Origin of the sequence: Sphingomonas pollutisoli, assembly GCF_029167165.1 — a bacterium.
GTDB classification, from domain to species: domain Bacteria; phylum Pseudomonadota; class Alphaproteobacteria; order Sphingomonadales; family Sphingomonadaceae; genus Sphingomonas; species Sphingomonas pollutisoli.
This window is the reverse complement of the sequence record NZ_JARFNJ010000020.1, coordinates 15970-41645: the sequence shown is the minus strand read 5'-3', so window position 1 is coordinate 41645 and position 25676 is coordinate 15970. Positions and strand designations below refer to the sequence as shown.

24 protein-coding genes and 1 pseudogene are annotated in these 25676 nt (G+C 66.2%); 17 read left to right on the top strand and 8 right to left on the bottom strand.

From position 1 onward, the window contains the following. Positions 1 to 136 precede the first annotated feature (136 nt). A pseudogene (locus PX554_RS24680) lies at positions 137 to 2422 on the bottom strand (Tn3 family transposase); the annotation flags it as partial. On the opposite strand from PX554_RS24680, the gene PX554_RS24675 reads away from it, so the two are divergent. After that, positions 2372 to 2731, top strand: a complete 360-nt coding sequence (locus PX554_RS24675; RefSeq protein ID WP_338061624.1) for a GNAT family N-acetyltransferase — start codon at positions 2372 to 2374, stop codon at positions 2729 to 2731. The pseudogene PX554_RS24680 and the gene PX554_RS24675 overlap by 51 nt on opposite strands. Positions 2732 to 2797: 66 nt before the next feature. Here PX554_RS24675 and PX554_RS24670 read toward each other — a convergent pair whose 3' ends face one another. From PX554_RS24670 to PX554_RS24640, 7 genes are all read right to left on the bottom strand, one after another. Beyond that, positions 2798 to 4093: a hypothetical protein gene (locus tag PX554_RS24670; RefSeq protein WP_013039108.1), complete on the bottom strand. Its 1296-nt coding sequence runs from the start codon at positions 4091 to 4093 to the stop codon at positions 2798 to 2800. Positions 4094 to 4341: 248 nt separating this feature from the next. Then, entirely contained in the window at positions 4342 to 4746 is a 405-nt protein-coding gene (locus PX554_RS24665; RefSeq protein WP_007406376.1) for a copper-binding protein, read from the bottom strand. Further along, the gene (locus PX554_RS24660; protein WP_007406408.1) at positions 4743 to 7886 is read right to left on the bottom strand and encodes an efflux RND transporter permease subunit; all 3144 of its coding nucleotides are present in this window, start codon (positions 7884 to 7886) and stop codon (positions 4743 to 4745) included. The genes PX554_RS24665 and PX554_RS24660 overlap by 4 nt, the downstream gene beginning before the upstream one ends. Next, entirely contained in the window at positions 7883 to 9373 is a 1491-nt protein-coding gene (locus PX554_RS24655; protein ID WP_007406384.1) for an efflux RND transporter periplasmic adaptor subunit, read from the bottom strand. Before PX554_RS24655 ends, PX554_RS24660 begins: the two co-directional genes overlap by 4 nt. Further along, positions 9370 to 10632, bottom strand: coding sequence for a TolC family protein (locus PX554_RS24650; RefSeq protein ID WP_013039107.1), 1263 nt, complete (start codon positions 10630 to 10632; stop codon positions 9370 to 9372). The genes PX554_RS24655 and PX554_RS24650 overlap by 4 nt, the downstream gene beginning before the upstream one ends. 63 nt (positions 10633 to 10695) lie before the next feature. Next, positions 10696 to 10953 (bottom strand): hypothetical protein, encoded by a 258-nt coding sequence (locus PX554_RS24645; RefSeq protein WP_007683334.1) that lies wholly within the window; start codon positions 10951 to 10953, stop codon positions 10696 to 10698. 77 nt (positions 10954 to 11030) lie between these two features. Continuing rightward, a complete protein-coding gene (locus PX554_RS24640; RefSeq protein WP_007406428.1) occupies positions 11031 to 11393 on the bottom strand; it encodes a hypothetical protein in 363 nt (120 codons plus the stop codon). A 261-nt stretch (positions 11394 to 11654) separates the two neighbouring features. Here PX554_RS24640 and PX554_RS24635 point away from each other — a divergent pair, with 261 nt between their 5' ends. The 16 genes from PX554_RS24635 to PX554_RS24560 all read left to right on the top strand — a co-directional run bounded on the left by PX554_RS24635 (position 11655) and on the right by PX554_RS24560 (position 25599). Further along, complete coding sequence (locus PX554_RS24635; protein WP_007406371.1) at positions 11655 to 11993, top strand: hypothetical protein; 339 nt, start codon at positions 11655 to 11657, stop codon at positions 11991 to 11993. A gap of 140 nt (positions 11994 to 12133) precedes the next feature. Continuing rightward, positions 12134 to 12613, top strand: coding sequence for a heavy metal-responsive transcriptional regulator (locus tag PX554_RS24630; protein WP_007406417.1), 480 nt, complete (start codon positions 12134 to 12136; stop codon positions 12611 to 12613). After that, positions 12610 to 12831, top strand: coding sequence for a hypothetical protein (locus tag PX554_RS24625; protein WP_007406426.1), 222 nt, complete (start codon positions 12610 to 12612; stop codon positions 12829 to 12831). Before PX554_RS24630 ends, PX554_RS24625 begins: the two co-directional genes overlap by 4 nt. A 59-nt stretch (positions 12832 to 12890) precedes the next feature. After that, a complete protein-coding gene (locus PX554_RS24620; protein WP_007406382.1) occupies positions 12891 to 13211 on the top strand; it encodes a hypothetical protein in 321 nt (106 codons plus the stop codon). A gap of 23 nt (positions 13212 to 13234) precedes the next feature. Next, the gene (locus PX554_RS24615) at positions 13235 to 15145 is read left to right on the top strand and encodes a 2Fe-2S iron-sulfur cluster-binding protein (RefSeq protein ID WP_013039106.1); all 1911 of its coding nucleotides are present in this window, start codon (positions 13235 to 13237) and stop codon (positions 15143 to 15145) included. Then, positions 15145 to 15873: a hypothetical protein gene (locus tag PX554_RS24610; RefSeq protein WP_007406424.1), complete on the top strand. Its 729-nt coding sequence runs from the start codon at positions 15145 to 15147 to the stop codon at positions 15871 to 15873. The genes PX554_RS24615 and PX554_RS24610 overlap by 1 nt, the downstream gene beginning before the upstream one ends. Next, the gene (locus PX554_RS24605; protein ID WP_007406380.1) at positions 15870 to 16592 is read left to right on the top strand and encodes a hypothetical protein; all 723 of its coding nucleotides are present in this window, start codon (positions 15870 to 15872) and stop codon (positions 16590 to 16592) included. The genes PX554_RS24610 and PX554_RS24605 overlap by 4 nt, the downstream gene beginning before the upstream one ends. Further along, entirely contained in the window at positions 16579 to 17022 is a 444-nt protein-coding gene (locus PX554_RS24600) for a DUF1622 domain-containing protein (protein WP_007683337.1), read from the top strand. Before PX554_RS24605 ends, PX554_RS24600 begins: the two co-directional genes overlap by 14 nt. A 14-nt stretch (positions 17023 to 17036) precedes the next feature. Next, the gene (locus tag PX554_RS24595; RefSeq protein ID WP_007683338.1) at positions 17037 to 17477 is read left to right on the top strand and encodes a four-helix bundle copper-binding protein; all 441 of its coding nucleotides are present in this window, start codon (positions 17037 to 17039) and stop codon (positions 17475 to 17477) included. Continuing rightward, positions 17414 to 17899 carry a hypothetical protein gene (locus tag PX554_RS24590; protein WP_275504791.1) on the top strand — a complete coding sequence of 162 codons (486 nt, stop codon included), beginning with the start codon at positions 17414 to 17416 and terminating at the stop codon, positions 17897 to 17899. Before PX554_RS24595 ends, PX554_RS24590 begins: the two co-directional genes overlap by 64 nt. Positions 17900 to 18232: 333 nt before the next feature. After that, the gene (locus PX554_RS24585) at positions 18233 to 18634 is read left to right on the top strand and encodes a hypothetical protein (RefSeq protein WP_013849877.1); all 402 of its coding nucleotides are present in this window, start codon (positions 18233 to 18235) and stop codon (positions 18632 to 18634) included. A gap of 442 nt (positions 18635 to 19076) precedes the next feature. Further along, positions 19077 to 20597 carry an aldehyde dehydrogenase family protein gene (locus PX554_RS24580; protein WP_007683341.1) on the top strand — a complete coding sequence of 507 codons (1521 nt, stop codon included), beginning with the start codon at positions 19077 to 19079 and terminating at the stop codon, positions 20595 to 20597. A 26-nt stretch (positions 20598 to 20623) separates the two neighbouring features. After that, positions 20624 to 21649, top strand: coding sequence for an alcohol dehydrogenase AdhP (adhP, locus tag PX554_RS24575; RefSeq protein WP_275504790.1), 1026 nt, complete (start codon positions 20624 to 20626; stop codon positions 21647 to 21649). Between the two features lie 25 nt (positions 21650 to 21674). Further along, entirely contained in the window at positions 21675 to 23381 is a 1707-nt protein-coding gene (locus PX554_RS24570; protein WP_007683343.1) for a copper resistance system multicopper oxidase, read from the top strand. Beyond that, positions 23378 to 24364, top strand: coding sequence for a copper resistance protein B (locus tag PX554_RS24565; RefSeq protein ID WP_009823975.1), 987 nt, complete (start codon positions 23378 to 23380; stop codon positions 24362 to 24364). Before PX554_RS24570 ends, PX554_RS24565 begins: the two co-directional genes overlap by 4 nt. Next, complete coding sequence (locus PX554_RS24560; protein WP_007683345.1) at positions 24358 to 25599, top strand: MFS transporter; 1242 nt, start codon at positions 24358 to 24360, stop codon at positions 25597 to 25599. Before PX554_RS24565 ends, PX554_RS24560 begins: the two co-directional genes overlap by 7 nt. Positions 25600 to 25676: the final 77 nt, after the last annotated feature.

Sequence of the window (25676 nt, the reverse complement as noted above, 5' to 3'; positions counted from 1 at the left end):
TCGCTTAGGGCAGCGCTTCCTAAAACGAAAAGAAGGCAATGTGCGCGTCTCCGCGAACAAAGCCTCCAGCGATCAATCTAAGAGATTCCGCCGCGCTTCTCAATCGTAGGGGGCGTTTGCGGGAGGGGGCGGAATCCTACGCTAAGGATTTGGGCCAGCGATATTCCCCGGTTAGATTGATGTGTTCCCATCCCAACGGCGAGACGTGGGCGAGTAGATCAGGCGCGATATGGGTACCGCTGGCGGCCCGGGTATTGACGACCTCGCCGAGCTTCATGGTGTTCCAGAATATGATGATGGCGGCGAGCAGGTTCATTCCGGCGATGCGATAGTGCTGGCCTTCGCCGGATCGATCCCGGATTTCACCTCGGCGGTGGAAGCTGATGGCGCGCTTTAGGGCGTGGTGGGCCTCACCCTTGTTGAGGCCGATCTGAGCCTGGCGCTGGAGGCCGGCATCAAGAATCCAGTCGATCATGAACAGGGTTCGCTCGATGCGGCCCACCTCTCGCAATGCGAGGGCCAGCTCATTCTGGCGCGGGTAAGAGGCGAGCTTGCGAAGAATCTGGCTGGGGGCGACGATCCCCGCTGCGATCGTCGCCATGATGCGCAGGATGTCGGGCCAGTTGCGCTCGATGAGCGGTTCATTGATCTTACCTCCGACCAGCGCTCGCACATTGGCCGGCGTCGCGTTGGGCGTGAAGGCATAGAGTCTTTTCTGAGGGAGATCGCGGATACGGGGGGCGAACCTGTAGCCGAGCAAGGCGCAGGCGGCGAACACATGATCGGTGAAGCCGCCCGTGTCGGCAAAATGCTGGCGAACGCGGCGGCCCGCGTCATTCATGAGCAGCCCGTCCAGGATATAGGGAGCCTCGCTGACCGTTGCCGGGATCACCTGGGTTGCGAACGGCGCATATTGATCGGACACATGGCTGTATCCCTTGAGGCCCGGGACGTTGCCATATTTCGCGTTGATCAGATTCATCGCCTCGCCCTGCTCGGTAGCAAGGAAGAACTGCCCGTCGCTGGATGCCGATTGCCCTTGTCCCCAGAAGGCGGCCATGGGCAGGGCGGCGTGGGCCTCCACGATCATGGCGAGCGCCCGATCATAGGCGCTGCCTTCGACATGCCAGCGCGCGATCCGCAGCAATTCCCAGAAGCTGTGCGTGTTGGTCGCCGCCGCCATCTTGCGCAAACCGAGATTGACGCCTTCCGCCAGCAACACGTTCATCAGGCCGATCCGGTCGCTGCAGGGCGCGCCGGTGCGCAGATGCGTGAACGCCTCGGAAAATCCGGTTCGCTCATCGACTTCCAGCAACAGATCGGTGATCCTCGCGGGCGGGAGCTGTTGATAGAGATCGAGCACGAGATCCTCGGCCCCTTCGGGCGTGTCGGCCCTCAGCTTGTCGATGTGCAGCTTGCCGTTCTCGATGATGCCGCCTGGGATCGTGCCGGTTCGCGCCGCGCGGCCAAACTCCTTCAGCCGTGTATCCAGTCGAGCCCTGCGCTCGGCCAGCCATTCGCCGGGTCGCAGCGGCACGGCGAGCCGCGCGGTCTGCTCTATCGCCTGTGGCGGGACCAGAAGCTGCTTGAGGTCGCCATAGCGGCGCGATCCCGCCAACCATATGTCACCGGACCGGAAGGCGTCGCGGATGTGGAACAGCACCGCGATTTCCCAAAGCCGGTGGTCGCCGCTGGGCTCAGCGCAAAGATGACGATGCCATTTCGAGTTGGGACGTAGAAAATCCACCGGCGGATCGACCTTGATCCCGTTACGCAGCATCGCAACGGCCGCCAGAAGAGGCGTGGCGATCGGCGCCGCCTGCATGTCGAGCAGGCGCAGCATCCTGGGCGCGTAGAGGCGGAAACGGTGATAGCCGTCCAGCACACGGCTGAGCGGGTCGGCCGCGAGCACGTTGGTCAGCGCGGAGGCCGTGGCGACAAGGGTTCTGAACCGTTCCCAGCCAGGCCCGGTGGCGATTATCCCGTCCAGGGCCGTGCCATCGTCCTGCGCTCCAAGCAAAGCACCACCGATTTCGGCAAAGGACTTCAGCGTGTCCCGAACGGCCGCCTTTTCGTCGGCGATCCTGGTGTTGCAAAGGCGTTCGGAGGCCCGATAGAGACGGCCTACGATGCGATCGTGGGTCTCCACGATGACATCGGCCAGCGATGACCGCCATTCCAGGGTGCAGACAGCGAGGATCGCAAGCCGCCTGTCTTCGGGCAGATCACGCATGCCGTCGGCGTAATAGCGCTCGCCCTGCCGGCGAAGCCGGGTCACACGATGCGCCGGCACGCCGTCCAGCAAATCCGCCGGAAGATCGAACCTTTGAAGATATTCCAGTCGATCCATCAGCCGGTTAGCGGCTGCTGAATTTGCGCCAACCTCGAACTGTCGCAGCCATACGAAGCGCGTGACGCGACCATCCTCCGCGATTATCCGCGTGATGGCACATGGTATCTCGGCTTCATGATCGTAGATGCCGCACAGCGTGGTCGTGGAGTCGGACGCTCAATTTACTCGACGGTCGAAAGCTGGGCCGCTGCGAGAGGTGCCACAGAGATTCGGTTGGCCGTGCTGGAAGCGAATGAAGCGGCAGAGCGATTTTGGCGTTCTCTCGGCTTCATTGAGTATCGGCGCGTTGGGCCAGACACCTTCAAAATGCGTAGCCATCGCCGGATAGAACTGAGCCGTCGCCTTTCTGGCGCGACCGTAGAAGGCAGCAACAAGTAAGATCTCGCGCCGGCTATCTGGGCGAGCTTGGCGTAGGATTCCGCCCCCTCCCGCAAACGCCCCCTTTCAGGGAAGGGGGCTTGAGATCGCCTTGATGGCCTTCAATCCCGTTCCAAAACGAGCGATCGCGTCCCTGTTTCTCTCCAGCTCGCCATAGGGCAGATAGGCGAAGTCGAGATCGGCAATACGGCTGAAAGCCGGGCGACGGAGTTGCGCGCGAACGTCCTGCTCGCGCGCATTCGGTGCGACCAGGAATAGCCCGGCGGCAGCGTGCAGATCGCTCCCCGACAGCGCCAGATCGAGCATGCGCACGATCCCCGAGTAGATCGAGGTCGAATGTTCAACCTCGAACGCGGCGGCGACGCCGTCGCCACCCTTCGCCAGCCACAACACGTCGATGAGGCGGATCGAGTCCGCTCCGGGAGAGGTCGCAATGGCGTCTGGAAGGCGCTCGAGGCATCCCTGTCCAAGCGGGCAGCCAGCGTGAAGTCGACCGCGGTCATTGGCGGCGATCCACACATCGTAACCGAGGGCATGGCCGAGGTCGCGCAGCCAGGCCTGGATTTCGGCGTGCGTGCGATCGGTTTCGCCCTGCGCGGCGGCTGTCTTGTCGAGCCGGCTTGCCTCCGCTCTGGCATGTTCCAATCTGCCGAGCCAGTCGTCGGCCGCCGTTGCGTCATCCTCCAGCGGTGGCGCGGGATAGCGGCCCGAGCCAATGTCGAACAACAGTCCGCCGATCGCGCCGAGATCGTTGGAGAGCAACTCGCGGTAACGGTCGTTGAGGTCGAGGATGCCGGCGCGCATGGCGAGAAAATGATCCCATGACCCGAGCTTCACCTTGGCGCCGGTGACGGCATTGTAGCCCTTGACGATCGCGGTATTGAAGGGCGGCACCAGCGTCGGGTGAAGGAAATAGAGCAGGTTGGCCGCCGCCGGCCCCAGCCCCTTGATCTTGAGCGCGTCTATGCTGCGGATGTGGCTGATGATCTCCTCGGCGGTATCGCAGCACGAGCAATTGTCGAGCAGGCGACCGAACGCCCGCTGGTTGTCCGGGCTTTCGTAGATGTCTGGAATGCGCAGCTTGGGCTTCCACAGCCAGGCATGGTCGGCGCCCTTGAAGATCTGCCGCTGTTCGGCGATCGAGTGGACAACCGTTTCCAGTGACGAGCCGCGATAGGCGACGCCGAACCGCCCACTTTCGATTTCTGCGACCACCTGCTGCAGCCCGCGACGGATGGAGCGGAAGTTTTTCAGCCGTTCGTCCCACAGAAACCAGGAGCGATAGGTGGCGCCGGGATCGTCTCGCCAACGACGGACAAGCTCGCTCACGAGATCATGATGTGTCGCGGGTAACAAGGTCATACTGGCTGGGTCATCTAAACTGGGCTCCTTGCCGTTCAGGCTATCGCGAGCAAGGGCGGCTTGCACGTTCAATGTGCGATCCGCGAAGCGTGCTCAAATTGTCGGTGATCGCGCAGGGAAACGCCGCTGGCATTGGGCGTTGCCGGTCGCAACCGTCGACCGGGCGCACAGCCAGGCAGACGGCCGGCACGGGCGTCGCCGCCCGGGAGCGGCGCCGCAACCAGCTTTTTCCGGTCGAACTTAGCGGATCACTGCTTTGCGATCGCGGTGACCTCGCCATCGCTGCCCTTGAGCGAGAGGTCGAAATCGACCTTGTCGCCGACCTTGACCGCATCGGTGATCGACGGCGCGGCCTTGAACGCCATCGTCATCGCGGGCCACTTGGCCTCCGGGATCGGACCATGATCGAGCGTGATCGTGCCTGCCGCCTTGTCGATCGCGGTGACGGTGCCATGGCCCTTGGCCTTGATCGCGGCGTTCGCGTCAGGCGCCATCGACATGTTGCCCATGTCGCCGCTCATGGTCGCGGCGGGCGCCGCCTCGTTGGTCTCAGTCGCAACGGGGGCCTCCGCCTTCTTGCCGCACGCGGCAGTCAGGGCGGCGAGGCCGAGGGCAATGGTCAGTCGTGCATGGTTCATCGTCTTCTCCTTCATGATGAAACGGGTTGAGGGATGGGATCGGTCTTGGGCCGGCGCAACAGCAGGTAGGCGGCGGGCAGGACGAACATTGAGAGCAAGGGCGCGGTCAGCATGCCGCCGATCATCGGCGCGGCAATCCGGCTCATGACCTCCGAACCCGCGCCTGATCCCAGCAGGATCGGCAGCAGGCCGGCCAGGATCACCGCCACCGTCATCGCCTTGGGACGGACGCGCAGCAGCGCGCCTTCGCGCACGGCGGCCTCGACCTCGGCAGCGTCCGGATGTGCGCCGCGCTCGGCCAGCGCGTTCTTGAGATAGATCAGCATCACCACCCCGAACTCGGCGGAGACGCCGGCGAGCGCGATGAACCCGACCCCGGTGGCGATCGACTGGTTGAACCCCAGCAGATAAAGCGTCCAGATGCCGCCGGTCAGCGCAAACGGCAGCGTCCCCATGATCAGCGCCGCCTCGTCGAAGCGGCCGAAGATGAGGTAGAGCAGCACGAAGATGATCAGCAGCGTCGCGGGCACGACCAGCTTCAAGCGGTCGACCGCGCGCTCGAGATATTCGAACTGGCCAGAGTAAGCGATGCTGACCCCAGGCGAGAGCCTGACCTGTTTCGCCACCGCACGCTGCAGATCGCCGACCACCGAGGCAAGATCGCGCCCGCGCACATCGACGTAGACCCAGGTCGAAGGCCGGGCATTCTCGGTCTTGAGCATCGGCGGTCCCTCGGCGATCGAGACGTTTGCCACGGTGCCCAAGGTGATCTGCTGGCCCGCGGGCGTCAGGATCGGTAGCGCCCGCAGCCTTTCGAGGCTGTCGCGCAATTCGCGCGGATAGCGCACGCTGATCGGATAGCGGGCGAGGCCCTCGACCGTCTCGCCGATCGTCTCGCCGCCGATCGCGCCGGAGACGATGGCCTGGACGTCGGCGATGTTGAGCCCGAACCGCGCGGCGGCGGCGCGGTCTATGTCGACATCGACATAGCGTCCGCCGGTCAGCCGCTCGGCGAGCGCCGAGCTGACGCCGGGCACGCTCCTGGCCACGGTCTCGACATCATGCGCGATGCGGTCGAGCTCGGCGAGGTCACTGCCCGACACCTTGACCCCGATCGGGCTCTTGATGCCCGTCGCGAGCATGTCGATGCGGTTGCGGATCGGCGGCACCCAGATATTGGCGAGACCCGGAAGCTTCACCCGGCGATCGAGCTCGTCGACAAGGCGTTCGGGCGTCATGCCCGACCGCCACTGGTCGCGGGGCTTGAATTGGATCGTCGTCTCGAACATTTCGAGCGGCGCGGGATCGGTCGCGGTCTCGGCGCGGCCGGCCTTGCCGAACACGCTTTCGACTTCGGGCACGGTCTTGATCAGGCGGTCGGTCTGCTGGAGCAGCTCACTCGCCTTGGCGGCCGAGAGGCCCGGCAGCGCCGAGGGCATGTAGAGCAGGTCGCCCTCGTCGAGATTGGGCATGAACTCGCCGCCGAGCCGGCTGAGCGGCCAGGCCGTGGTGGCGAACACCAGAGCCGCGATCAGCAGCACTGCCTTGGGCCGCTTCATCGTCCAGTCGATCGCGGGCCGGTAGATATTGGTGAGCCAGCGATTGACCGGATTGGCCTGCTCGGCCGGAATGCGGCCCCGGATCAGCCAGCCCATCAGGATCGGCACCAGGGTCACCGACAGGATCGCGGCCGCGCCCATCGCATAGGTCTTGGTGAAGGCGAGCGGCGCGAACAGCCGGCCTTCCTGCGCCTCCAGGGTGAAGACCGGAATGAACGACAGCGTGATGATCAGCAGGCTGAAGAACAGCGCCGGCCCGACCTCGGCCGCCGCCTCGGTGACGACGATCCAGCGCATCTCGCCATCGAGATGTCTGTCCGGGTGATCCTGCTCCCAGCGTTCGATCCTCTTGTGGGCGTTCTCGATCATGACGACCGCCGCATCCACCATCGCGCCGATGGCGATGGCGATGCCGCCCAGCGACATGATGTTGGCGTTCACCCCCTGGAACCGCATTACGACGAACGCGGCCAGCACACCGAGCGGCAAGGTCAGGATCGCGACCAGCGCCGAGCGGACGTGCCAGAGGAACAGGGCGCAGACCAATGCGACGACGATGAACTCCTCGACCAGCTTGCGGGTGAGGTTCTCGACCGCGCGATCGATCAGCTGCGAGCGGTCATAGACCGTGACCACCTCGACGCCCGGCGGCAGGCTTTTCCTGAGATCGGCGAGCTTGTCCTTGACCGCCGCGATGGTCTCACGGGCGTTCTTGCCTGACCGAAGAATAACGACGCCGCCGGCGACCTCGCCTTCGCCGTTCAGTTCGGCGATGCCGCGCCGCATCTCGGGGCCGACCTGGATCGTGGCGACATCGCCGAGCCGGACGGGCACGCCGCCCGCCGCAGTCTTGAGCGGGATTGCCCGGAAATCGTCGAGCGTTTTCAGATAGCCCGAGGCGCGGACCATATATTCGGCCTCGGCCATTTCCAGCACCGAGCCGCCGGCTTCCTGATTGGCTTGGCTGATCGCCTGCACTGCCTGGGCGTGGGTTACGCCGTAGGCCGCGAGCTTCACCGGATCGAGCAGCACCTGGTACTGCTTGACCATGCCGCCGATGCTGGCGACTTCGGCCACGCCGGTCACGGTCTTCAGCTCGTAGCGCAGGAACCAGTCCTGCAACCCGCGAAGCTGCGAGAGATCGTGCCGGCCGGTGCGGTCGACCAGCGCATATTCATAGACCCAGCCGACCCCGGTCGCGTCCGGCCCGAGCGCGCTGCGGGCGCTGGCCGGCAACCGACCCTGGACCTGGTTGAGATATTCGAGCACGCGGCTGCGCGCCCAGTAGAGATCGGTGCCGTCCTCGAAGATCACATAGACGAAGCTGTCGCCGAAGAAGCTATAGCCGCGCACCGTCTTGGCGCCGGGCACCGACAGCATGGTGGTGGTGAGCGGATAGGTGATCTGGTTCTCGACGATCTGCGGCGCCTGACCCGGATAGGAAGTGCGGATCACGACCTGCACGTCGGAAAGATCGGGCAGCGCGTCGATCGGGGTCGAGCGCACCGCCCACAGGCCCGCGCCGACCAGCGCGAGCATGCCGAGCACGACGAAGAAGCGGTTCCTCACCGACCAGCGGATGAGATGGGCGATCACTGGCCCGCCACCTTCGCCATATGCCGCAGCGTCGGTCCCGCCGGGGGCCGGTCGAACCCGAACCGGACCCGGTCACCCGCCTTGAAGCCGCGCGCGATGCCCGGATTGGCGAGCGCGAAGGTCATCGTCATCGCCGGCCAGTCGAGCGCGGGAACGGGCTCGTGGCTGAGCGTCACCGAATTGGCCGTGATCCGCTCGATCTTGCCCGTCGTCTCGTACAGCGTGGCTTTCGACGCCGGCGCGGCGATGGTCGCCGATGCCGCACCGCCGCCGATCGGCCGCGCCTCGATTCCCGACAGGCTCGCCTCGGAATCGATCAGGAACTGCCCCGAGACGACGACGTTCTCGCCGGGCGACAGGCCGGCAAGGATCTCGGTCTCGCCGCCTGCCTCGCGGCCGATGCGGACCTCGGCGGGATGATAGCGCCCGTCGCCTGCGGCCAGCATGACGAGCGTGCGCCTGCCCGTGCGGATCACCGCTTCGCTCGGCACCAGCAGCGCCGGCTTGGCATCGCCGCCAAGCGCGACGCTGGCGAACATGCCCGGCCGCAACCGGCCGTCCCGGTTGGGCAGCTCGATCCGCACGGTGAGCGTGCGGCTGTCGGCCTGCGTGGTCGGCAGGATCGCGATCACCCGGCCGGCGAAGCGCTCGCCGGGGAAGCCCGCCAGCGTGGTGCTGGCATTCTGGCCGACCCGGACATCGCCCGCGCGCGCTTCGGGCACCGCGGCATTGAGCCAGACGGTGCCGAGCCCGCTTACCTGGGCGAGCGTCTGGCCCATGGCGAGCGTCACGCCGGCACGGGCGTCGAGCGTCTGGATCGTGCCCGAGATCGGCGTCGTGATCGTCACCACGCCGTTCGGGCGTCCGCTCCGCTCGACGCTGGCGATGAGGCCGTCGGACATGCCCATCAGCCGCAGTCGCTGGCGCGCGGCCGCGGTGAGGTCGGGCTTGCCGAGCCGCCTGACGCTCAGATATTCGGTCTGCGCGCCGCCCCATTCGGGCAGGAGCAGGTCCGCGATCGGCGCGCCGGCGCGGACCACGTCCCCGGGCGCTCGCGCATAGACGCGGCTCACGAACCCGCCCGAACGCGCCTGGATGACGGCGACGTCGCGCTGGTTGAAGTCGATCGTGCCGGTGACCTCGAGGGCCGAGGCAAGGCTGCCCATCTTCGCCGCGACGACCCGCAATCCCAGGCTCTGCCGCGCGGCGGGATCGACGGCGACCGTGGGGGCCGCGCCGGCGCTTCCTCCGTCCGCGTATCGCGGCACGAGCTGCATATCCATGAAGGGCGACTTGCCGGGCTTGTCGAACTTCTGGTTGGGGAACATCGGATCGTACCAGTAAAGGACTTTGCCTGCCCCGGCGGGCGTGGTCGCCTCCGATTGCGGTGCCTGGCGATGGCCAGCCCAATAGCCTGTGCCGCCGGCCAGCAGCGCGACAGCCAGGATCGATGCGCCCCAGCGCAGCGCGGATTTATCGAGCGTCATGGCCGCTCCTCCCCATAGGTGATAGTGATGCGGACCGCGTCGCGCGCGACGTCGGCTTCGCGGTTGAGCGCCTCGACCTCGGCCTCCGCGAGCCCGAGCGTCGTGAGCAGCGCGGCGCCAAGGTCGAGCTTGCCGGCGCCATAGCTGTCGCGGTCGAGCTCGGCGCGGTGCCTGGCGAGTGGCACCAGCGTCTCGCGGGCATTGCGCAACCGGGAGAGATGCATGGCATGGTCTGCGAGATCGGCGTCGAGCTGCGCCACCAGCTCGCGGCGGATCGCCTCGCGGTCGAACCGACCCCCTTGCGCAAGGCTCTCGCTTGCAGCGATCCTGGGGTTCTGGCGCTTGCCGGCGAACAGCGGCAGGTCGATCGACACGCCGACCGAGGCCATGTCGCCGTACATGGGATCGCGCCGGCCATAGGTGACGCCGACCTTCCAGTCGGGGCGCTTGTCGGCGCGCGCGAGACGCACGTCCGCTTCGGCGACTGCGATCCGCGCGTCCTGCGCGCGCAGGGCGGGAAGCGCATCGATCCCGGCCCGCAGCCGGATCGGATCGACATCGAGCATCGGCGGGTCGCCCGTCGCCTGCGGGTCGGGGTCGCCGGTATAGCGCGCGAGCCGGGCCCGCGCCTGCGCCACCACCGCAGCCATCTCGGCGCGGCGATCGGCGATGGCGGCGCGGAGCTGGTCGGGCTCGAGCGCCTGGCTCGGGCGCGCGCTGCCCGACGCCAGGCGTGCGGTCACGGTCTTCTGCAGGTCGTCGAGGCTGGCATCGAGCAGGTCGAGCTGCCGGAGCCGGCGTTCTCCATAATAGAGATCGACCCAGGCGAGGGCGGTCTCGAGCCGCACGTTGCGGCCTTCGACCAGCTCGCCCGCCTCGGCGATACCGATATCGGCCGCGGCGCGCGCGGCGCGTGCATGGCGCTTGGCGAGATTGGGGAAGGTCTGGCTGAACCCGATCGTCGCCATAGTGAAATCGTCGCGCGTGAAGCTGCCGGCATTGGGGCCGCTCACCGGGAAGTTCTGCAGGCCCAGGTCGAGCGTCGGATCGGGCAGGCGATCGGCCGCGACCGCCGAAGAGCGGGCGCCGGCTGTCGCCGCCGCGCGCGCCTTGAGGCTTGGCGCGTTGGCGGCAGCGAGCCTCACTGCCTGCTCGTAGGTGAGCGGGCCGGCCGACACCGGCACGGCCCAGGCGCTCGCAAGCGTCGCACCGATAGAGAGCAACAGGCGTCGCACAGCGCGCCTCGGCATCATGATCATGGATATCATCCCCTCATGACAGAGGCGGCGCGCCAAGATGTGACGCGCCGCTCCGGAGCGGGTTTAGCCCTTGTCCGACCTGACTGCGCCGCGCATGCAGTCGGCGGCGCTTGCCTGCATCATCGCGCAATCGCAGCTGGCCATGTCCCGGCTGTCGGGCACCCATATGCGGACACGCGCAGGGCCAGTCGCCCGCGGACCATATTGCGGCGCCGACCGCCATTCCCAATGGCCTTGCGGCGTGCGGCTCGCGTCGGTTGCAAGCGCAGGCGCGGCGAGACTGAGGGCCGCCACAAGGGCGGCCGGAAGCAGTTTGATCATCACGAAAACCTTTGACTGAAAAGAAGGAAACCGGGCGCGCACGCATCGATCGATGCGCGCAGCCCGTGCTCGTTCAATCAGGCAAGGCTGGTGGGAGGATCCGGCTCGGGCGCAACCGCCTTGCCGGTCAATATCGTGTCGGTCGTCCAGAAGCTGGGCGCGTCGTAGAGACGCGCAGGCGCAACGCCGCCTGCCAGGTCCGCTGCGACCAGCGGGATCACGCACCCCATCGCGGCGATGCAATCGAGCGTCAGGCCCTTGCAGGGCTTTTCGCTGGGCGCAGGCTGCTGCTTGGCCATCATCGCCATGCAGTCCGCATCCATGCCCTTGGCCAGCGGCGCGCCTGCCGCCTGCGGCACGCTGTGCGCGGCCGCCATCTGGGCTCCGAAGAGACCGGACAGCGCTCCGATGACGAGCAGGAGGGCGAGCAGGCGTTTCACGGGCCTCGATATCTAGCGGGTTTCGCGGGCGCAGCCAACCAAAGTCTCGCGCCGCGCGGATTTTGAAGTGCTGACGGCTGATTCCGTCAACTCCGCGTCAATAAAGATCCGGCCCGGGGAAGAAGATCGGCTGCGGCCTCTACGTATATCGAGGCTGGACCCGGGACCGTAGTCCCAAGCCTGAAGAGACGCTCTTCCCCTCGGCAAAGTCCGGGCGGTGGCTTACCATCCAAGGAGGTGAATATGGTCAGAAAAACTCTCATGGTCGCGCTTGCCGGCATTTCGATGCTTGCTGCCGTCCCCGCTATGGCCCAGGGCATCGGGCACAGCCTGTTCATGCGCGGCTCGATCGTCGACACGGGCAGCAACGGCACGGTCGTCTGCATCGGCAAGGCCGATGGCGCCGAGGTCGGCCAGAAGCTCGAGGTCTATCGCGTCGTGACCCATCCGGGTCCGTCCAAGGGCGTGGCGCCGACCTATCACCGCCAGCTCGTCGGCCATGTGACGATCGACCATATCTTTGACGATCACTTCGCGCACGTGTCCGTCGCCGACGGCACGCCTGCCAGGCACGACATCGTCGAGCTTCGCAAGAACTGACAAGCCGGTGGCCCGGCGGCACGGGCTGCCCTGCGACGCGTCGGGGCAGCGGGCCGCCGGCGACGAGGAGACCGTTCGGGGTCAAAGCGAAACCGCTTGACCCTGGACCATGGTCCAACCGGCATGATCGAGCGGATGACATGGGCAATTTCAAGATCGGCGAACTGGCCGCGGCCGCAGGCGTGGGGCGGGATACGATCCGCTATTATGAGCGGATGGGCCTGCTGCGCGAGCCCGCGCGCACGGCAGCGGGCTACAGGCTCTACGACGCGACCGACCTCGAGCGCGTCAATTTCATCCGCTCGGCGCAGGAGCTTGGTTTCACACTCGAACAGGCCCGGCAGCTGCTGGCACTCAGGGCGTCGGACACCGCGCATGCCCAGGCCGTGCTCGATATCACGCTTGCCAAGATCGCGGACGCCGAAGCCCGGCTCGAGCGCCTGTCGGATATCCGCGACATGCTGCGGATGCTCGCCGACGAATGCCCGGGCGAAGTGCCGGTCTCCGATTGCCCGATCCTCGCCTTCCTGACGGCGCGGCGGAAAGACCAGCAGCATAACAAGAAACATCAGGCAGCGCAGGACGAACGATCACCACGAGCGAAAGGGGTTTTGTCATGAAGAAAATGCGTTTGATCGCCGTCCTCACGCCGGCGCTGCTTCTAGGCGCCTGTGTGACCACGCGGCCGACCTCGGCGCAGGTCGAGAGTTGCCGGGCGATGGAGGGCAATATGGGTCTCCAGACGCCGCATGATCATGGCGAGATGAAGGGGCAGGGGCGCAACCCGATGAACCTCTCGCACGACCGGTGTCTCCGGATTCTGCGCAGCGCGCAATGAGCCGGTCCGGACGCCAGGGATGGCGCCCGGACACAGTTTTCAAGCCAAGGAGCAAAGCCATGATCGACCATGCGAAGAAAGCCCTTCCACTTGTCGGCGGAAGCCTGTTGCTGGCGCTCGCGCTTTCGGGCTGCGACCGCCAGGCCGACCAGACGGTGCCGCCCGCGGCGAACAGCGTCGCCGCCACCCCGGTCCTGACCGACAGCGGCAACGCTGCAGACGCGGCGCCGATGGACGCGATGAGCAACCAGGCCGAGATGGAGCGGCATCACCGTCAGGCGATGGACCATGACGCGATGCGCGCCGGGGCCGGCAACCAGACCGCGCCGGCACCCGATCCCGCGCCGGGCAATGCGGCGATGCCGATGAAGGATATGTAGGCTCGCACACTAAGGGGATGAGGATGTCCAGGCGGATCAGCCTTCGACGCTTGAGCCTCGGCTGCGCAATCGCTCTCAGCCTGTCCGCGAGCGCGGGCGCGCAGGAGGGCGAGGATCATGCCGCGCATCATGGCGCAGGCATGCCGGCCGGCGGGGGCATGTCCGCACCGGCAGAGCCGGGGTCGTCGGACATGGCGAAGATGATGAACCCCATGATGGATCGCATGATCAATGGGGAAGGGGAGAATGAGCACGGCCACGAATCGCGCCGGACCGGCTTCATCTCGCAGCTGCTCGCCTTTCCCGCGCTTGACGAAGCGGCAAGGCAGCGGGTCGCTGCGCAGGCCGGCGAACGGGTAAGCACGGGTCTGGCGATGATCAACGCCGCCTCGGCCGACGGCGCGCGTGCGACCACGGTCTCGGCCCGGCTCGATGCGGCGCGGCGCCTGCGCGAGGGAACCGACCTGTTCCGCTCCGGCACCGCCGCGCAGGGCGCGATCGGGGGCTTGCAGCCGCCCCGGGAGGTCGGGCTTGCCTGGCTGCGCGATCAGCTCGACATCGACCAGGCCGCGCCCGGCCATGCCGATCACTGGTTCGGCATCTCGCCCTCGCACCTCCTTCTCATGCTGTTCCTGGGGCTGGTGAGCGCCACGCTTATCGCGCTGCAGATCTTCCGCCTGCGGCGGATCGGGGCGATCGCCGGCGGTGTCGCCACCGCCAAGGTTCCAGCAAAGCCGGAGCCGAAGGCTGCCCCTCCCGCTACCAGGGTTGCGCCCGCGCCTGCACCCGTTGCCGACAGCGCCGGGCTCGCGCCGAGCAATGCGGCCGCACCCGCTGGGGCGTCGCTGCGCAAGCCCAAAAGCTGGGCGGGGCAGCTGCGCGTGGTCCAGATCGTGCGAGAGACGCCGAGCGTGCTGACCTTCCGGCTCGCGGACCCGACCGCCGACCGGCTGCCGTTCGACTTCCTGCCGGGCCAGTTCCTGCAGGTCGAGGTAGAGCCCGAAGCGGGCAAGACCGCGCGCCGTTCCTACACGATCGCCTCTTCGCCGACCCAGCGGGCCTATGTCGAACTGACGGTCAAGCGCGAGGAGCAGGGCGTGGTCTCGCGATACCTGCACGACAAGGTCGTCGCCGACGATCTGCTGAAGGTCAGCGGACCGTTCGGCGCCTTCACCTTCACGGGAACGGATGCCCAGAGCATCGTGCTGATCGCGGGCGGGGTCGGCATCACCCCGATGATGTCGGTGCTGCGCTATCTCACCGACACCGCGTGGAAGGGTGATATCTTCTTCTTCTACGGCGCACGGTCGACCGAGGAATTCGTGTTCCGCGACGAGCTCGAGCGGCTCGAACGCCGTTTTCCCAACCTCCATGTCGTCGCCGCGATGCAGCGCGCGCCCGGCACCGTCTGGATGGGCCCCGAAGGGCCGATCACGCGCGAGATGATCCTGGCCGCGGTGCCGGAGATCGCGAGCCGGCGCATCCATATGTGCGGCCCGCCGGCGATGATGGGCGCGATGCGCGGCGTGCTGGCGGAACTCGGCGTCCCCGACGCGCAGCTGCACACCGAGGCGTTCGGTCCGGCCTCGCTGCCGGCCGACCACGAGGATCTCGAGGTCAAGCCCGCGCCCCCGCCAGCGGATAAGCCGGCCCCGAGCGCCGAGGTGGCGCCGAGCACGGTGACCTTCTCCGTGTCGGGGGTGTCGGCGGCCTTGCCCGCGGACGAGACCGTGCTGGAGGCGGCCGAGGGCGCGGGCGTCGAGATCCCCTATGCATGCCGTGCGGGCACATGCGGCGCCTGCGTGGTCAAGCTGCTGCAGGGCGAAGTGACGATGGAGGTCGAATCCGGCCTTGCGCCCGCCGACAAGGCGCAAGGCTATGTGCTCGCGTGCCAGGCGAAGGGGACGGGCACGCCGCTCGTGGTCGAAGCCTGATGCGCGAACGCAGCGACATTGCCGTGGGCCTGCTGGTCGCGTTCCTGCTGCTGTTCCCGTTCGGCTATCTCGTGCATGTGTCGCCCCGCTTTCCGGGTAGCCTGGCCGGCGGGATCATCGGGATCGCAGCGCTCGTGCTGATGCTGCTGACGCTTCCTTATGTCGCGGCCAAGCACATCGCCTGGGTCGACAAGGCGCTCTCCCGGGTCGTCAGCAAGCCAACCCTGCTCGCCATCCACATCTATGCCGGCGTGCTGGCGCCGATCCTGGGTCTGGTCCACGCCGCGCACAAGCTCGAAAGCCCGGTCGGCCTGCTTCTGACCGTCCTCCTGCTGATGACGGTCATCACCGGCTTCATCGGCCGCTACCTGCTTGCCCAGCTTGGTCGGGCGCTGCGCGGACGCAGGTCAGAACTGGCCTCGCTTCGCGCCGCCTTCCTCGAGGAGCCGGCGGCGCCGACGCAGGCCGATACCGCAGCCCCGCCGCTGTCGGGCTGGAAGCGCTATCTGTTCGTCGCCGGGGATGCGTCCGCGGGCCAGCGCCCCCAGGACAAGGCGGGGATCGCCGCAGCGCTGGCCGATACCGAATTCGCGATCCGTGCCGAAGAGGCAACCAACACCCTGTTCGCGCGGTGGCGGTTCCTGCACATCCTGCTGGGCTGTCTCATCTTCGCGCTGCTCGCGCTCCACGTCGGCGCGGCGATCTATTACGGGCTGCGCTGGCTATGAGCTGGCAGCGTCTTTCCTACGCCGTCTTCATCGCAGCCCTGCTGGTGATGGTCGCCGCGGTCGCGATCCGGATGCGATCGGACGCGCCGAGGGATGCCGGCCTGGTGGCGCAGCTCGTCTCGCCCGGCCCGCTCTCGAGCGCGCACCAGTCCTTTGCCGGCCAATGCACGGCCTGCCACACGCCGGGCAAGGGCGTCGAAACCCGGACCTGTCTCACCTGCCATGCGGGCACCGATTTCGGGACGAAGCAGTCGACGCAGTTCCACGCGAAAGCGACGCAGTGCACCTCCTGCCACGTCGAACATGAGGGAGAGCGCGGCATCATCCGCATGGATCACGCCGCGTTGCTCGACATGGCGAAGTGGCGGCAGCCTTTGGCGGGCATGTCGACAAACACTCGAAGCCTGACCCCCGAGACCGCGCTCAATTGCGCGAGCTGCCATGCGTTCCGCGATCCGCACCAGGGCCTGTTCGGCACCGACTGCGCGAGCTGCCACAAGACCGACAGCTGGAAGATCGCCAATTACCGCCATCCATCGGTCAATTCGACGCAGTGCGCCGAGTGCCATAAGGCGCCGCCCAGTCACTTCATGGAGCATTTCAGCATGGTCTCGCAGCGCGCAGCCGGATCGAAGGCGCGCGTCGACCAATGCTATGCCTGTCACGCCACCGACAGCTTCAACAATATCCGCAAGCGAGGCTGGTATGATCACCATTGAGGCCGACTGGCTGAGCGCCTTCTTCCGGCTCGCCGTGATCGGCCTGGAACTGGCGGGCACGCTGACCATCCTGGTCGGCGCGGGGCTCGCAACCTTTCTGTTTGCGCGGCGGGCGAGGGCGGGCGACCGAACCGAGGCCTATAGCACGTTCCGCTCGGCGCTCGGCCGCAGCATCCTGCTCGGCCTGGAATTTCTGGTCGCCGGCGACATCGTCAAGTCGCTGGTGATCAACCCGACGCTCGACGATCTCATCGTGCTGGCCGGGCTTGTGCTGGTGCGGACCTTCCTGAGCATCTCGCTCGGGGTCGAGATCAACGGTCACTGGCCCTGGGAGGAAACCCGGATGGCGCGGGAGAAGGCGCGTGCGGCGTCGGATGGGTCGCCGGCGACGGCTGAGGCCGCCGGATGCGGCACACCGCGCAAGGGATAGCCGATGGAGGGTGCATGATGATCGAGAGACGCGAATTGCTGATGGCGGGCGCCGGCCTTGCCGCCGCCGGAACGCTGGCTGCGCCGGCGGCGGGGCAGCAGCATCGAATGGAAGGGATGGCGATGTCGATGACGGACTGCATCGACGATTGCCTGGCTTCACACCGCATGTGCCTCGAAACCGCCGCCTGGCTGACGAAGCAAAGCAGCGCGCTGGCGAGCGCGTCGTTGATCGCCATGCTGAACGACTGTGCGGAACTGTGCCAGGCGACAGCCAACTCGATGCTGCGGGAATCGGCTCTGCACCGCATCCTGTGCCGCGCCTGCGCCGATGCTTGCGAGCGCTGCGCCGAGGAATGCGGGCGTCATAGCGAGGACCAGCGGATCGCGCGTTGCTCGGCCACCTGCAAGAAATGCGCGGCGAGCTGCCGAATGATGGCGGACATGACCGGCTGACCACCCGCTTCGCATATTACGTATACTGCCGGGTCAGGACCGATACCATCTCAAGGGCAAGCTCCCGGAGGAGCGAGAAACGACCGGATCTGAAGCCGGTCGAACGGAAACCAGACTTGAAGGAATCGATAGTGCGCAAGAAAACGGTAGTTATCACTTCGCTCGCAGCCCTCGGCCTCCTTGCCCTCGGTGCCGGGCCTGTTCTCGCCGATGGCATGCCGTCGGACATGCCGGATCTCGAGGAGACGCTCAAGGCCAAGCCTGCGCCGGCTCAGTCCGGCACGGCCCATATGGAGGGCATGCGGCACGGCAAGGACCAGATGCACGGTGAGATGATGCGAGGCCACCGGATGGCCATGCGGGAATCGGGGAGCCAGGAGGGGGCTTCTGACATGTCGCATCGGTCGGGCGGGGGGTGCTGAACCAAAAGCCCATCAGAGGTCGGTTGATCAAAGCCTCACCATACAAGGCGTTGGTATCGTTTGACCGGGCCGCAACGTTGGTCCGCCGTTTCCCCGGCGGGCCAATTGCGTTTCAGAATAAAGGTCTGCACGAGCTTTAATGCGATGCAGTCATGAATCCGCTGGACCCTTGGACCATGGTTTCGCCCGCAAGATCGCGGGCCTGCCAGTCCTGATCCAGTGCGGATTCGTAACTTACGTATTCAGACCAAAGGGCCAAGCCCGCATGAGGGGTCGGTATGGTCGCGGTCGCAAACGGCGATCGGGCAAGGACTCATCATGCGGAGAACCACAATGCGAAAGACGAAACTTCTAGTCGGCGCGATCGGCTGCCTGGCGACCCTGAACTTCGCTGGCGCGGGTCTGGCGCAATCGGCACCCGCCGCGCCCCAGCACGCCCCTGCGCAGCCGAAGCCATCCACCGCCCATGCCCATCAGCAGGGGATGGATCATGGAGGGCAGCAGATGCACGACCAAATGATGCAGGATCACCAAGCCGGCATGCAGAAGCCGCAAGGCCAGCAGGGCGCTGCGGGCATGGCCGGAATGTCTGGTGGCTCGTCGCAGGGGAGCGGTTCGAGCAAGGCTGGCAAGCCCAAGAGCGGTTGCTGCAAGATGCCGATGAAAAAGGCAAAGCCGGCCGCCAAGAAGAAACCGGCCACGCCTATGGCCGACAAGCCGATGAGCGACATGTGAGGTTTCCAGCCCCGAGAACAGACCCCTGGGGCTGAGGGCCCGCCGCTGCCCCCGCGGCGGGCCTGTTCTTCAAGAGGTGTTCCAAGTTTCTAGGATTTCATAACGAGAAGCAGGCGTCCACCGCGAGAGAGAGGAGCCCGCGATGCGTAAAGCTCCAGGAGTTGGCACCGAGCTGCGGGTCCGCGCTTACGATTAAGAGGTCCGACCAAGCATGGCCGGATCAACTTCAGTGACCTCTGCGCCGCGATTGAATGGCGAGAGCCATTGCCTGCTTAGGCGACGAGATAATCTATGAGCTGATGAGAAAATCATCGGCTTCTTTTGCGTGTCCAGCCTGGCGCTTCGTAAAAACTCTGCCTGATTTTTGTCTGCGGAACTTACTTATAGGCCGTCTCATCAGAAGGCCTACTTCATCAGGAATCGGTAAAGATGGAGACAGGCGATGTTCGAGAAGGCGATCGGGACCATCAATGCTGCGGCGTCCTTCCGACACCGCTATGATAATTTCATCGGTGGTCGATGGAGCGCTCCAGCGAGCGGCGAGTATTTCGCGGACACGAGCCCGATCAATGGCGCCCAGATCGCCGAGTTTGCGCTGTCGACGCCGGAAGATGTCGAGCGCGCGCTCGATGCGGCGCACGCCGCCAAGGATCAATGGGCAAGGATCTCGCCCGCCGACCGCGCCAGGATTCTCAATCGCGTCGCCGACCGGCTCGAGGATAATATGGAGTTGCTGGCGCTTGCCGAGACGATCGACAACGGCAAGCCGATCCGCGAGACGCGCGCTGCCGACGTTCCGCTCGCGATCGACCATTTCCGCTATTTCGCCGGCTGCATCCGGGCCGAGGAAGGCGGGATCTCGACGATCGATGCCGACACCATCGCCTATCATTTTCGCGAGCCGCTTGGCGTCGTCGGCCAGATCATCCCGTGGAACTTCCCGCTGCTGATGGCGGCGTGGAAGATCGCCCCGGCGCTGGCGGCGGGCAACTGCACCGTCATCAAGCCCGCATCCCAGACGCCGCTCACCTTGCTGATGTTCGCCGAGCTCACCGCCGACATCCTGCCGCCCGGCGTGCTCAATGTCGTCACCGGCCCGGGACGGACCGTCGGCCAGGCGATCGCCGCCAATCCGCGCATCGCCAAGGTCTCGTTCACCGGCGAGACCGTCACCGGCAAGCAGATCATGCATGCGGCCGCCGACCATCTGATCCCCCAGACGATGGAGCTTGGCGGCAAGTCGCCCAACATCTTCATGGCGGACGTGCTCGACGAGGACGATGCCTTCTTCGACAAGGCGCTCGAAGGCTTCACGCTGTTCGCGTTCAACAAGGGCGAGGTCTGCACCTGCCCGTCGCGCGCGCTGATCCATGAGTCGATCTTCGATCGCTTCATCGAGCGCGCCGTGGCGCGCGTCGCCGCGATCCGCCAGGGCGATCCGCTCGACCCCTCGGTCCAGGTCGGCGCGCAGGCGTCGGAGGACCAGCTCCACAAGATCCTGGGCTATATCGATATCGGCAAGGCCGAGGGCGCGCAGTGTCTGGTCGGTGGCGCCAAGGCGCTGCCGGGCGGTGCGCTCGACCAGGGCTATTTCGTACAGCCGACCGTGTTCGTGGGTCAGAACCACATGCGCATCTTCCAGGAGGAGATCTTCGGTCCCGTCCTGGCGGTCACCACCTTCAAGACGGTCGAGGAGGCGATCGCACTTGCCAACGACACCGCCTACGGTCTTGGCGCGGGCGTCTGGACCCGGAGCGGCAACACCGCCTACCGTCTGGGCCGCGCGATCGAGGCCGGGCGGGTCTGGACCAACTGCTATCACCAGTACCCCGCCCATGCCGCCTTCGGCGGATACAAGGCGTCGGGCTTCGGGCGTGAAAATCACCGGATGATGCTCGACCATTATCAGCAGACCAAGAACCTGCTCGTCTCCTATGACGAGCACGCGCTCGGCCTGTTCTGACCCCTCGCTCAAAAGGAGAAACGGACATGGCGAAAACCATGAAGGCGGCGGTCGTCCGCGAATTCGGCAAGCCCCTGGTCATCGAGGACGCGCCGATCCCGACGGTCGGCCCCGGGCAGATCCTGGTCAAGATTGCGGCAACCGGCGTGTGCCATACCGACCTGCACGCGGCAGAAGGGGACTGGCCGGTCAAACCCAACCCGCCCTTCATTCCTGGCCATGAAGGCGTCGGGCATGTCGCCGCCGTCGGTGCGGGCGTCACCCATGTGAAGGAAGGCGACCGGGTCGGCGTGCCCTGGCTCTACACCGCCTTCGGGCATTGCGTGCATTGCCTGGGTGGCTGGGAGACGCTTTGCCACGAACAGCAGAACACCGGCTATTCGGTCAATGGCAGCTTTGCCGAATATGTCCTCGCCGATCCCAACTATGTTGGTCACCTTCCCGACAATGTCGACTTCCTCGACATTGCGCCGATCCTCTGCGCGGGCGTCACCGTCTACAAGGGATTGAAGGCCACCGAGGCCCGACCCGGCGAGTGGGTGGTCGTCTCAGGGATCGGCGGGCTCGGCCACATGGCGGTGCAATATGCCCGTGCCATGGGTCTCAATGTGGCCGCGGTCGACATCGACGATAGCAAGCTCGACCTCGCTACACGCCTTGGCGCCACACTGACGGTCAACGCGCACAGCGAGGACCCTTCGGCAGCGCTCAAGAAGGCGATAGGCGGCGCGCACGGAGCGCTCGTCACCGCCGTTTCGCCCAAGGCGTTCCAGCAGGCGCTCGGCATGGTCCGGCGCGGCGGCACGGTCGCGCTCAATGGTCTGCCGCCGGGCGACTTCCCGCTGTCGATCTTCGACACCGTGCTGAACGGCATTACCGTGCGAGGCTCGATCGTCGGCACGCGGCTCGATCTGCTCGAGGCACTGGCGTTCGCCGGCGACGGCAAGGTCAAGGCCACGGTCCATGCAGACAAGCTGGAGAACATCAACGACGTCTTCTCCCGCATGCACCATGGCGACATCGAGGGCCGGATCGTCCTCGACCTCGCCTGAACCCGACTTCGCGAAAGTACAGTTCATGTCTCCCTTACATATCCGGCCGATCGCACGGCGCCGTTTCGTCCAGGGGCTGGCGATCGGCGGCGCGGTTGCCGGCTTCGCCCCGGCGCTTCTCGCGCGATCCGCCCCAGTCTCGCCCGCCGAGCTTAGCGGGACCGAGTTCGACCTCGAGATCGCCGAGCTGCCAGTCAACTTCACCGGCAAACGCCGTATCGCGACCGCCGTGAACGGCAGCGTGCCCGCGCCGGTCCTGCGCCTGCGCGAAGGCGACACGGTCACGCTCCGTGTGCGCAACGGCCTCAAGGAGATGTCGAGCATCCATTGGCACGGCATCATCGTGCCGGCGGAGATGGACGGCGTGCCCGGCATCAGCTTTGCCGGCATCGCGCCGGGCGAGACCTTCACCTATCGCTTCGAGGTCCGCCAGAGCGGAACCTACTGGTATCACGCTCACACGCTCGCCGAGCAGACGGGACTCTATGGAGCGATCATCGTGGAGCCGAAACAGGCGCCGGCGGCGCGGGCGCCCGATCGCGACTATTGCATCGTGCTCAGCGACTGGTCGGACGAGCCGCCGCTGCAGATCTTCCTCAATCTCAAGAAGCAGAGCAGCTACTATAATTTTGCGCAGCCGACAGCCGGCGACTTCCTCAAGGATGTCGGCGCCATGGGCCTTGGGAAGGCGCTCGAGCGGCGGCGGATGTGGAACAGCTCGCGGATGAACCCGACCGACTACAGCGATGTCTCTGCCGCGACCTACACCTATCTGATGAACGGCGCGCCGCCCGCCGGCAACTGGACCGGTATCGCCGCGCCCGGCGAACGCGTGCGCCTGCGCTTCGTCGGCGCGGGGACGGCGACGTTCTTCGACGTGCGGATCCCGGGGGTCGAGCTGACGGTCGTATCGGCCGACGGGCAGCCGGTCGAGCCGGTCACGGTCGAGGAATTCCGGATCGGCCCGGGCGAGACCTATGACGTCGAGTTCACCATGCCCGAGGGCGGCGCCCGCACCATCTTCGCGCAGGCGATCGATCGGAGCGGCTATGCCCGCGGCACGATCGCACCGGCTCCGGGCATGGCGGCAGCCGTGCCGCCGCTCGATGCCCGGACCTGGCTCGAGCCGGTCGACATGATGGGCGCGATGGCGACGATGGGCGCAATGGGAGGCGACGCGCATGCCGGGCACGGCATGACCGAGATGCCGGCCAGGGCACAGCACGCCCGCACCGAATATGGCGCCAATACCGACATGCGCGTCGACTATCCCCGCACCAATCTGGACGATCCCGGCGCCGGGCTGCGCGGGCGCGGCTGGCGCGTGCTGACGCTGGCCGATCTGCGCACGCCGGGCGGCGATCCCGACCCGCGCGAGCCCGAGCGCGACATCGAGCTGCATCTGACGGGCAATATGGAACGGTTCATCTGGTCGCTCGACGGCATCAAGCTCAACGATTCCCGGCCGCTGCATTTCAAGCCGAACGAGCGGCTGCGCGTCACCTTCGTCAACGACACGATGATGGCGCATCCGATGCATCTGCACGGCATGTGGAGCGATGTCGAAGGCCCGGACGGCGCCTTCCAGGTCCGCAAGCATACGGTCGTGGTCCAGCCCGCCCAGCGGGTGAGCTTCCGCGTCACCGCCGACGCCATGGGCCGATGGGCCTTCCACTGCCATCTGCTCTATCACATGGCGGCCGGCATGTTCCGGGAGGTGGTGGTCGCATGATCCGGATTATCCCCTCGCGCGGCATTGCTCTTGGCGTTGCCCTCTTCCTGGCGCCGGCGATCACGGCTCCCGCCCTCGCGCAGGATGCCTTGCCCCCGTCGCCCGCCGCCACCCCTGCCCAAACGGCCACTCCCGATCCAAACTCACCTTCCGCGCAAGGCTCTCAGGAGCATGCGGGCATGGACATGCCGGGCATGGATATGACCGACACGAAGGCGTCCGGTAACGGCGCCACGATGGACATGGGCTCGATGCAGGGTGGCAAGGCCCCGCCGGACGCGCGCAACTCGGACGATTATGCCGACGGCTATCGCAACTCGACGCTGCCGGGCTATGAGATGGCCGACAAGCTCTCGATCCCCAAGATACTTGTGGATGAGCTCGAGTTCACCAGCGGCAACGAGGGTCAGGGCGTGGGCTGGACCGTGCTCGTCACCAAGGGTCAGGACAATGACAAGCTCTGGCTGCGCAGCCAGGGGCTCAAGAACTCCCGCGACCAACGTCTCGATCCGGAGAGCAGCGTCGAGGCGCTGTGGTGGCACAGCAAGAACCCGTTCTGGGGCACGCTGCTCGGGGTCAGGCAGGATCTCGGCAAGGGTGCGACCACCTGGCTCGCCGCCGGCGTCGAGGGACTGGCGCCCTATTGGTTCGACGTCCAGCTCACCGGCTATGTAGGAACCGATGGGCGTCTCGCGGCGCGCGCCAAGGCCTCCTATGAGGTCCTGTTCACCAATCGGTTGATCCTTACGCCGCAGGTGGAAACCAATATCTATTCGAAGCGGTCGAGCGATCGGCAGCTCGGCAGCGGCTTCAGCAATGTCGAGCTGAGCGGACGGTTGCGCTACGAGGTGTCGCGCAAGTTCGCGCCCTATATCGGCTTCGTCTGGGAGCGCGCATTTGACGGCACGGCCGATTTCCGTCGCCTGCGCAGGGAAGGGCCTTCCGAACACAGGCTGGTGATCGGCTTGCGCGCCTGGTGGTGATCCGCGGATGGCCACTCGAGGGATCGACCGCGAACGCGCCGCGTGACAAGGCTGGATCGCAAGCCAACGGTCGCTGGCCGGCCTCCTTTTTCGTCTTGTTGCTCGCGGCGGCTGCGGCGTCGGCGGGACAGACGGCCATTCTCGCCTTCCTTCCGGCACTGGTCGACCCGGCTCGTGGCGCGCTATCGTCAAGCGCTCATGATTTTCACGTCGCGAGCCTGACTGCGGTCCATCCCCTGGCAGCCTTGCTGGCGGCGCCGCTCTGGGGCTGGATCGCGGACCGGGTCGACTATCGGGCGATGTTGCGCGCAGCGCTGGTCATCCTCGCGCTGGTGACCGCGCCGATCGGCCTCGTCGGGTTGCCTGAGCTTTATGCATTGCGTCTGGTGGCGGGGATGGCGTCGGCCGCCATCATACCGTTGGGCTTGCTCTGCGCGAGCTTTGCCGCAAGCGGGCGCGCGGACCAGGCGCGCCGCTTCACCTGGCTGACCGCCTTCGTGTTTCTGGGCGATCTCGCCGGTCCGCTGGTGGCGGAGGTCTCGGCCGCGATCCTGCCCCGCGCTCCCCTCATGATCCTCGCTCTCGGCATCGGTGCCGTCGGGGCGGCGCTTTGCGCCGTGCGTCTGCCGCGCTGGTGTGCACCTTGCATCGATGGCGGAGACCTGCCCGCGCCTACGCTCGGCGCGACGTTGATCCTGCTTTTTATCACGATCGTCGCGGGCGGCGGGCTGGCGGCGATGCATGTCAATCTCCTGGTGACGCGGAGCGCCATTTCGCTGAGCCGCGAAGAGATCGCCTGGATGCTCAGTCTCTGCGGATTGGGCATGCTGGCGGCACAGATCTTCCATGCAAAGCTGGATTGGCTGGTCACTGTGCCGAGGCGGCTTGCCGGATTGACGCTGGGCCTGCTGGCTGTGGCACTTTTCATGTTTCCTGTCGCCGCGAGTATGGCCGAGCTCAGTGGGATCATCGTTGCTGCCGGCTGGAGCTCGGCAACCCTTCGATTGGTCACCAGCTTCTGGATCAGCGGCGGCGGGGCCCCTTCAGGCGTGAAGCTCGGTTTCCAGCATTCCGCCGCCAGCATCGGGCAGGCGCTCGCGCCGCTGGCGATAGCCATCGTCGCTCCCGGGGCGCAGCCGCTCGTTCTGTGGGGGATTGGTGGTCTATCGCTAGCGCTGCTTGTGTCCCTGCCGCTAGCCTGGAGGCCGCCCGCCATCGTAAAATCATCTGCGTGATGAGGGGAGGGGCGCATTGATGCGTATAGAAAAGAAGGGGCCTCTGCCCCATGCTTATCGTTCTTCCGGGAGTCATT

Coding starts and splice junctions, on each gene's coding strand:
- PX554_RS24670 (WP_013039108.1), bottom strand. CDS start 4,093: ATGACCTTGTTACCCGCGACACATCATGATCTCGTGAGCGAGCTTGTC.
- PX554_RS24665 (WP_007406376.1), bottom strand. CDS start 4,746: ATGAAGGAGAAGACGATGAACCATGCACGACTGACCATTGCCCTCGGC.
- PX554_RS24655 (WP_007406384.1), bottom strand. CDS start 9,373: ATGACGCTCGATAAATCCGCGCTGCGCTGGGGCGCATCGATCCTGGCT.
- PX554_RS24650 (WP_013039107.1), bottom strand. CDS start 10,632: ATGATCATGATGCCGAGGCGCGCTGTGCGACGCCTGTTGCTCTCTATC.
- PX554_RS24645 (WP_007683334.1), bottom strand. CDS start 10,953: ATGATCAAACTGCTTCCGGCCGCCCTTGTGGCGGCCCTCAGTCTCGCC.
- PX554_RS24635 (WP_007406371.1), top strand. CDS start 11,655: ATGGTCGCGCTTGCCGGCATTTCGATGCTTGCTGCCGTCCCCGCTATG.
- PX554_RS24630 (WP_007406417.1), top strand. CDS start 12,134: ATGGGCAATTTCAAGATCGGCGAACTGGCCGCGGCCGCAGGCGTGGGG.
- PX554_RS24625 (WP_007406426.1), top strand. CDS start 12,610: ATGAAGAAAATGCGTTTGATCGCCGTCCTCACGCCGGCGCTGCTTCTA.
- PX554_RS24620 (WP_007406382.1), top strand. CDS start 12,891: ATGATCGACCATGCGAAGAAAGCCCTTCCACTTGTCGGCGGAAGCCTG.
- PX554_RS24615 (WP_013039106.1), top strand. CDS start 13,235: ATGTCCAGGCGGATCAGCCTTCGACGCTTGAGCCTCGGCTGCGCAATC.
- PX554_RS24610 (WP_007406424.1), top strand. CDS start 15,145: ATGCGCGAACGCAGCGACATTGCCGTGGGCCTGCTGGTCGCGTTCCTG.
- PX554_RS24605 (WP_007406380.1), top strand. CDS start 15,870: ATGAGCTGGCAGCGTCTTTCCTACGCCGTCTTCATCGCAGCCCTGCTG.
- PX554_RS24600 (WP_007683337.1), top strand. CDS start 16,579: ATGATCACCATTGAGGCCGACTGGCTGAGCGCCTTCTTCCGGCTCGCC.
- PX554_RS24595 (WP_007683338.1), top strand. CDS start 17,037: ATGATGATCGAGAGACGCGAATTGCTGATGGCGGGCGCCGGCCTTGCC.
- PX554_RS24585 (WP_013849877.1), top strand. CDS start 18,233: ATGCGAAAGACGAAACTTCTAGTCGGCGCGATCGGCTGCCTGGCGACC.
- PX554_RS24580 (WP_007683341.1), top strand. CDS start 19,077: ATGTTCGAGAAGGCGATCGGGACCATCAATGCTGCGGCGTCCTTCCGA.
- adhP (WP_275504790.1), top strand. CDS start 20,624: ATGGCGAAAACCATGAAGGCGGCGGTCGTCCGCGAATTCGGCAAGCCC.
- PX554_RS24570 (WP_007683343.1), top strand. CDS start 21,675: ATGTCTCCCTTACATATCCGGCCGATCGCACGGCGCCGTTTCGTCCAG.
- PX554_RS24565 (WP_009823975.1), top strand. CDS start 23,378: ATGATCCGGATTATCCCCTCGCGCGGCATTGCTCTTGGCGTTGCCCTC.